This window comes from Aquimarina sp. U1-2 (genome assembly GCF_017897595.1).
GTDB lineage: Bacteria > Bacteroidota > Bacteroidia > Flavobacteriales > Flavobacteriaceae > Aquimarina.
In genome coordinates this window covers 1-339 of the sequence record NZ_JAGKIK010000127.1, presented here as the reverse complement: position 1 = coordinate 339, position 339 = coordinate 1, and the positions used below count along the sequence as shown (strand labels likewise).

The following is a 339-nucleotide window of genomic DNA, read 5'->3' as shown; positions in this document are numbered from 1 at the left end:
AGCAATAAATAGGGATCGTTTTTCGCCTCTGTTAAAATAATATTGTAATGCCATTTTTATGGCAGATTCTACAGCTGTAGACCCATTATCATTAAAATATATCTTGTTTAGATTATTGGGTAGAATTTTGATTAATTCTTCTGATAGTTTTACGGCAGGTTCATGTGTAAAATCACTAAACATTACATGGTCTAACCGCAGCATTTGTTGGTGTGTTGCCTCAATAATATAATCATTACAATGTCCATACATACAGGTATACCAAGATGAAATCGCATCTATGTACTCGTTTCCATCTTCATCTGTTAAAATACAACCTTTAGCTTTTACTATAGCCAA

At 32.4% G+C, this 339-nt stretch carries 1 protein-coding gene; it reads right to left on the bottom strand.

All coding sequences use genetic code 11. From position 1 onward, the window contains the following. On the bottom strand, positions 1 to 339 hold a 339-nt coding region (locus J8281_RS19335; protein WP_210199273.1), incomplete at both ends, for an aminotransferase class III-fold pyridoxal phosphate-dependent enzyme.